Genomic DNA, 5,590 nt, shown 5'->3' with positions numbered 1-5,590 from the left:
CTCATCTGGCCGGGGTGTTCGCCGAGATGGTCGGCGCGTTTCGTAAAGAGCAGGTGGGCGCCGTCGGGACGCGAGATGACCGGCACGAGGACCGCAGCCTCCCGGTCCCCCTCGACCGCCTCGACCGATTCGTGGGCCACGACCCGCTCCCAGTCCATGCGTGCGGTACGGACTCAACGTTAATAGTTCGTCCCATCGCCAACCGCATCGAGTCGGGTTCTGAGCCCGGAGAGGTCGGGACCGCCCCACGTCTCAAGATCGTAGCTGATGTCGACGAGTTCGGCCGCGCGGTCTTCGTCCTCACGAGTCGCCACCTGAACAGCTTCCTCGCGGAAACGGGCGATCGCGGCCGCAACGACGGGCTCGCGGTCGAGCGATCGGCCGTCAGTGTCGAGGATGTGCGGAAGATCCTCCGCGCCGTCGGGCAGTTCGGGAAACGCCGTCGGCCCAGGGGTTACCAGTCGATCGCCGTCGCGGTCGACGCCAACGAGCGCAAACGTCGCGAGCGCCGCGTCGATAGCGCCGTCCGGCGGATCCTCGCCGCGTCGGTAGGCGAGTTCAGAGAGCGCGGTCTCGAGGTCCGCCCGGGACAGCGCGCCGAAGAGATCGACGATCCCGGCCACCTCGTCGGGCGTGAACATTCGGTGGCCGTCGTTTATGTGTCGACAGACCTGAACGTTCCGGCCCGGCCGGTGGTCGCGTCGGGGCTCCTCGTTCCGCGCATCGGTCAGGTTTAACCCGCCGCCGCCGCCAGTCCAGGTATGATCCTCTCAGACACCGATATCCGGCGGCGGCTGACCGACGGCAACCTCGTCGTCGACCCGCTGGCCGATCCGGAACTGCAGATCCAGCCGGCGAGCATCGACCTCCGTCTCGGCCGGGAGTTCTTGGAGTTCAAGCGCACCAACATCCCCTGTATTCACCCGAACAGCGAACAGGAGGTCGACGAGTACGTCGAGGAAACCCACGTCGACGAGGGCGAGGAGTTCATTCTCCACCCGGGCGATTTCGTCCTCGGAACGACCAAGGAACGCGTCGAGATCCCCGATGACCTCCTCGGGACGGTTCAGGGTCGCTCCTCGCTGGGCCGACTCGCAGTAGTCATCCACGCGACCGCCGGCATCGTCGATCCGGGGTACCGTGGTCAGATCACCCTCGAGTTGTCGAACCTCGGGACGGCGCCGGTAGCGTTGCAGCCCGATATGCGGATCTCACAGGTCATCTTCACCGAATTGAAAAGCGCCGCGTCGGAGCCCTACGGAACCGATCGGGGCTCAAAGTACCAGGATCAGTCGGGGCCACAGGCCTCGCGGATCCAGTCGGACGAGGAGTTCGGCGGGGGCCAACTCGACCGATGAGATTCATAGAGGAGATTGTCGTCGAGGAGTTCCTCCCAACGTTCCGAACGATGCTCGCGAGCGAACTCCGCGAGCGCGGCCGCACCCAAAGCGAGGTTGCGGATCTGCTGGGGATCAGCCAAAGCGCGGTCTCGAAGTACGCACACGGAGAGGTCAAGACCAACGAGGAAATCGCCGGCGACGAGGCCGTCCGCGAGTTAGCCGAGCGACTCGGCGAGGGACTTGCAAACGGCGACGTAAGCCGCGCGCAGGCGCTCGTCGAGGCGGAAGTGCTCGTCAGGCAACTCGAACGCGGCGGCGTCCTCGCCCGCCTCCACGAGGCGGCGTACCCGCCGATCGCCGACTACGACGGGCCGATTGATATCCACGATCCCGAGGGCGAGTTTCGGATGACCGGACGGGTCCGGTCGTCGGTTCGCCGGGGTGTTAGGGCGCTTGAGAACACGAGCGGGTTCGCCGCCCATATCCCGGCGGTGGGCTCGAACCTCGTCGAGGCGCTGCCCGACGCGACGACGATCGACGGCGTCGCTGGCGTGCCGGGGCGGATCCTCGATATAAAAGGACGGGCGACCGTCCCCGGCGAGCCGGAGTTCGGCGTCTCCGAGCACGTCGCCTCGCTGTTGCTCGCCGCCCGAGCAGCCGGGTCGGAGGCGCGGGCGGCGCTCAACATCCGGTACGAGCCGGCGACGCTCAAGTCGCTCGAGGCGGCCGGCTACGCGACGGCGGAGTTCGACGCCGAAGCTGACGTCGAAGACGCGGTTGCCGGGGCCATCGAGGGGGCGCGGGAGGCGGACGTGCTGTACCAGACCGGCGGGTTCGGGGTCGAACCGATCTGCTATCTGCTCGGGCCGGACGCCCCGGCGGTCGTCGAGACCGTCCGGCACGTCACGAAATGAGCGACGGCGACGACGCGTCCGTGGTCGCAGATTTTTATGCCCGGTGGGCGGCGCTCTACGACCGGATCGCGACCGCGCCGGGGATCGGGCGGTGGCGGCGAATTACTGCCGGCCGGGCCGCGGCGGCGGGCGAGACGGTGATCGAGATGGGATGCGGGACCGGGGCAAACTTGCCGTTTCTCCGCGAGCACGTCGGTCCAACGGGCCGGGTCGTCGGGATCGATATCGCTGGCCCGCTGATCGATCGGGCCCGCCGACGTGCCGGGGAATACGACAACGTCTCCGTCGTACGGGCCGACGCGACCACCATGCCGGTCAGGGCGGCGGATGCGGTTCTCGCAACGTTCGTCTGCGGGCTGTTTGAGGACCCCGCGGCCGTCGTCGATCGGTGGTGTGACCTCGTCGGCCCGGGCGGTCGGGTCGCGCTGCTCGATGCGACCGCGAGCGAGGACCCTCGGGGGCGGCCGCTCAATCCGCTTTTTAACTCGTTCGTCGCCGCCGGGTCGCCGTCGGGGGGGCTTCGGGACGTTCTCTACGCCCCGGTCGGCGGGACCGAAGGGGCGCTCTCGCGGCGCGTCGACGCCTCTCGGGCGGCGCTCGCGGCCCGGACAGTCGACCGGCGACACGAGACGTTCGGCCTTGGGTTCGTCGGGTTACTGAGCGGGACAGTGCAGCGCGAATCGAAAAATAGCGGCCCTTTATAAGGGATGTCGTAGTCGGTTACGGAGCTCCGTATCAGTCGTCGGCGGGCTCGGGGCTTGCTGTCATATCGACGGCGGGGCCGTCGACGCCGAGTTCGTCGATGGCGGCCTGGGCGGCGCGCTTGCCGGAGAGGAGCATGGCACCGAACGTCGGGCCCATCCGCGGAAGGCCGTGTGTCGTCGCCGTCGCCATCCCCGTGGCGATGAGGCCGTCGTGGACCAACCCGGTGTGTTCGACGACCGCGTCCTCGCTTTCGGCGACCCACATCGAGTCGTGACCGGGCGAGTCGTGGCCGGGCGCGCCGTATTGGCCGTCCTCGGTGTTGTCCATGCCGGTGTTGTGCTCCTCGGCGTGTTCGATGCCGGGGGCCTCAAGGACGCCTCGCTCCTGGAGTTTCGAGACCGCAACGGCATCGTGGCCGGTCGCGTCGATGACGAGGTCAGCCTCGACGGCAATCGGGTCGACACAGGTGATCTCCCGCGGCAGGGCGTGGACCGGCGTCCAGTTCATCACGATTCCGCCGACGCGGTGGTCTTCGCGGATGACGATGTCGGTGAACTCCGTCATGTTCTGCATCTTTGCGCCGGCGTCACAGGCGGCCTTGATCAGTCCCGAACAGGCCTCGGGGCCGTTGGCGACGTAGAGACCGTCGGCCTCGTCGGTGTCGGTATAATCGACATTCAGTTCGTCGAGGACGCCCTGGGCTGGGTCGCGGACGGTCACCTTGTTCATCAGGAAGCCGCCGAGCCAAAAGCCCCCGCCCAAGTAGTTGTTTTTCTCGACGACCATCGTCTTCACGCCGCGCTCGGAGAGTTCCTTCGCCGCCATCAGACCCGACGGGCCGCCACCGATGATGATGACATCGGACTCCGTGAAGTCCATGAACTCCTCGGTCCACTGGCTGCCGATCGCGCGCGTTACCTCCGCTTCGCCGACGTCACTGAACTCGTTGAACTGAGTCATACAACTAAGTGGTACCATAGCCGAATACAAAGTAGTTGTGGTCAGGGTAGCGCCGGGGCGAGGGTTCGTAAGGATTAGGTCCTCACGTCCGAAAATCGAGCCAATGAGCGATACTGACGAGGATGCGGAGGGGCCGGCAGTCCCGCTCGGCGAGGGCGAACCGGTCGAGGGCGCACCGCTGGCACGGGTGGCATCACGGCTGCACTACGCCATCGGCAAGAGCGAGGTCGTTCGCCGGGAGGGCAATACGGTCATCCGAACCCCCGACGGTCCCCGAGAGTTGGCGGTGATCCTGGAGGAAACCGACGAGGTGTACTTCGACACCAAGCGCGCCTTCGAGGCGGCCGTCCGAGACGTGATCGGCACCGGGCCGATCCCGACAGCCGAGGAGTAGCACGCGCCGGAAGCGCGTCTGAAGCCGCACCATCACCTGTTTGTACGTCCGGGTTATATCCCCGCGCATGACCGACACGCGCGCTCCAGCGCCGACAGAGAAACCGGTCGTGTTGACGATCGCCGGCAGCGACTCCGGCGGCGGCGCCGGCATCCAGGCCGACCTCAAAACAATCGAGGCGACCGGCGGGTTCGGCGTCTCCGCGATAACGGCCGTCACCGCCCAGAACACGACCGGCGTCAAGTCGAGTTACCCCCTCCCGATCGGGGAGGTCACCGCACAGATCGACGCTGTTCGCGGCGATTTCGACGTGCAGGCGATCAAGACCGGAATGTTGGCGACCGCTGAGGTCGTTGAGACGGTCGCCGACTACGTTGCGGGGTTCGATGCGCCCGTCGTCGTCGACCCCGTGATGGTCGCCGCGAGCGGGGATCGACTGTTGACCGAGGCCGCCGAATCCGCCTACGAGGACCTTCTCACCGAGGCGACGCTCGTGACGCCGAACGCCGACGAGGCGGCCGTGCTGACGGGAGTGGAGCCGACGGACGAGGCGAGTGCGCTGGAGGCGGGGCGGGAACTCCGTTCGATGGGTGCCGAAGCTGCCCTCGTCAAAGGCGGTCACATTCCCGGGGCGGCGGTACTCGACGCCTTCGTGGGCCCCGACGGGAGCGAGACGATGCGGCATCCCCGGGTCGACACCGAGGCGACGCACGGTTCCGGCTGTACGCTCTCGGCGGCGATCGCAACGCGACTCGCTGAGGGCGCGCCACTCGGGATGGCCGTCGACCGCAGCGTCTCGTTCATGGAGCGGGCGGTGCGGTACCACCACGCCGCCGGCAAGGGGCCGGGCGCGGTCCACCACCTCGTCGACCTCCGAAACGAAGCCGGCCGGGGCGAAGCGATGGAGACCGTTCAGGGGGCGATCGATCGGTTCAACGGGGCCGGATCGGGGGCGAACGGCGAGGATAGCAGGGTCGCCGAGGTGATCGAAAACGTCGCCGTCGCGACGCCGTACGCCGAGTCGGTCGAGGACGCGGCGGCGATCGACGGCGGATGGCCTCCATCGCGAAACGGTTCGGCCGCCGGCGGGCGGGTCCGCTTCGGTTCGGCACCGGCGCTCGGAGCGGCGCTGCTCGAGGAGCGCGAGCGAGATCCCGAGCTCCGTGTCGGCATCGAGTGTCGCCCCGACGCCAGCGTCGAAGACGCGCTCGAAGCCTCGCCGTGTGCCGTCACCGGTATCGATGGCAGGGGTATCGCTGTGCTCTCCGAAGACCTCA

General features: G+C 67.6%; 7 protein-coding genes and 1 pseudogene. 5 read left to right on the top strand and 3 right to left on the bottom strand.

The genetic code is table 11. From position 1 onward, the window contains the following. Window positions 1-158 (bottom strand): annotated as a pseudogene (locus tag ACI944_RS11095) (coenzyme A pyrophosphatase); the annotation flags it as partial. Between the two features lie 21 nt (window positions 159-179). Then, window positions 180-641, bottom strand: a complete 462-nt coding sequence (locus tag ACI944_RS11090) for a hypothetical protein (protein WP_411719119.1) — start codon at window positions 639-641, stop codon at window positions 180-182. Between the two features lie 120 nt (window positions 642-761). On the opposite strand from ACI944_RS11090, the gene dcd reads away from it, so the two are divergent. Genes dcd through ACI944_RS11075 form a run of 3 tightly spaced genes read left to right on the top strand, consistent with a single transcriptional unit; the run spans window position 762 to window position 2,958 of the window. Next, window positions 762-1,358: a dCTP deaminase gene (gene dcd, locus ACI944_RS11085; protein ID WP_411719118.1), complete on the top strand. Its 597-nt coding sequence runs from the start codon at window positions 762-764 to the stop codon at window positions 1,356-1,358. Beyond that, window positions 1,355-2,254 carry a thiamine-phosphate synthase family protein gene (locus ACI944_RS11080; protein WP_411719117.1) on the top strand — a complete coding sequence of 300 codons (900 nt, stop codon included), beginning with the start codon at window positions 1,355-1,357 and terminating at the stop codon, window positions 2,252-2,254. Before dcd ends, ACI944_RS11080 begins: the two co-directional genes overlap by 4 nt. Continuing rightward, window positions 2,251-2,958, top strand: a complete 708-nt coding sequence (locus ACI944_RS11075; protein ID WP_411719116.1) for a class I SAM-dependent methyltransferase — start codon at window positions 2,251-2,253, stop codon at window positions 2,956-2,958. Before ACI944_RS11080 ends, ACI944_RS11075 begins: the two co-directional genes overlap by 4 nt. Before the next feature lie 31 nt (window positions 2,959-2,989). Here the strand turns inward: ACI944_RS11075 and ACI944_RS11070 are convergent, their stop codons facing one another. Continuing rightward, the gene (locus tag ACI944_RS11070; RefSeq protein WP_411719114.1) at window positions 2,990-3,919 is read right to left on the bottom strand and encodes a sulfide-dependent adenosine diphosphate thiazole synthase; all 930 of its coding nucleotides are present in this window, start codon (window positions 3,917-3,919) and stop codon (window positions 2,990-2,992) included. 103 nt (window positions 3,920-4,022) lie between these two features. On the opposite strand from ACI944_RS11070, the gene ACI944_RS11065 reads away from it, so the two are divergent. Together ACI944_RS11065 and thiD are read left to right on the top strand one after the other, a co-directional pair. Further along, window positions 4,023-4,313 carry a DUF5789 family protein gene (locus ACI944_RS11065; protein ID WP_411719113.1) on the top strand — a complete coding sequence of 97 codons (291 nt, stop codon included), beginning with the start codon at window positions 4,023-4,025 and terminating at the stop codon, window positions 4,311-4,313. A gap of 67 nt (window positions 4,314-4,380) precedes the next feature. Beyond that, on the top strand, window positions 4,381-5,590 hold a 1,210-nt coding region (gene thiD, locus ACI944_RS11060; RefSeq protein ID WP_411719111.1), incomplete at its 3' end, for a bifunctional hydroxymethylpyrimidine kinase/phosphomethylpyrimidine kinase.

The organism is Natronomonas sp., from assembly GCF_046710025.1.
In the GTDB taxonomy this organism is placed as follows: Archaea; Halobacteriota; Halobacteria; order Halobacteriales; family Haloarculaceae; genus Natronomonas.
This window is presented reverse-complemented; position numbering and strand designations above follow the sequence as displayed.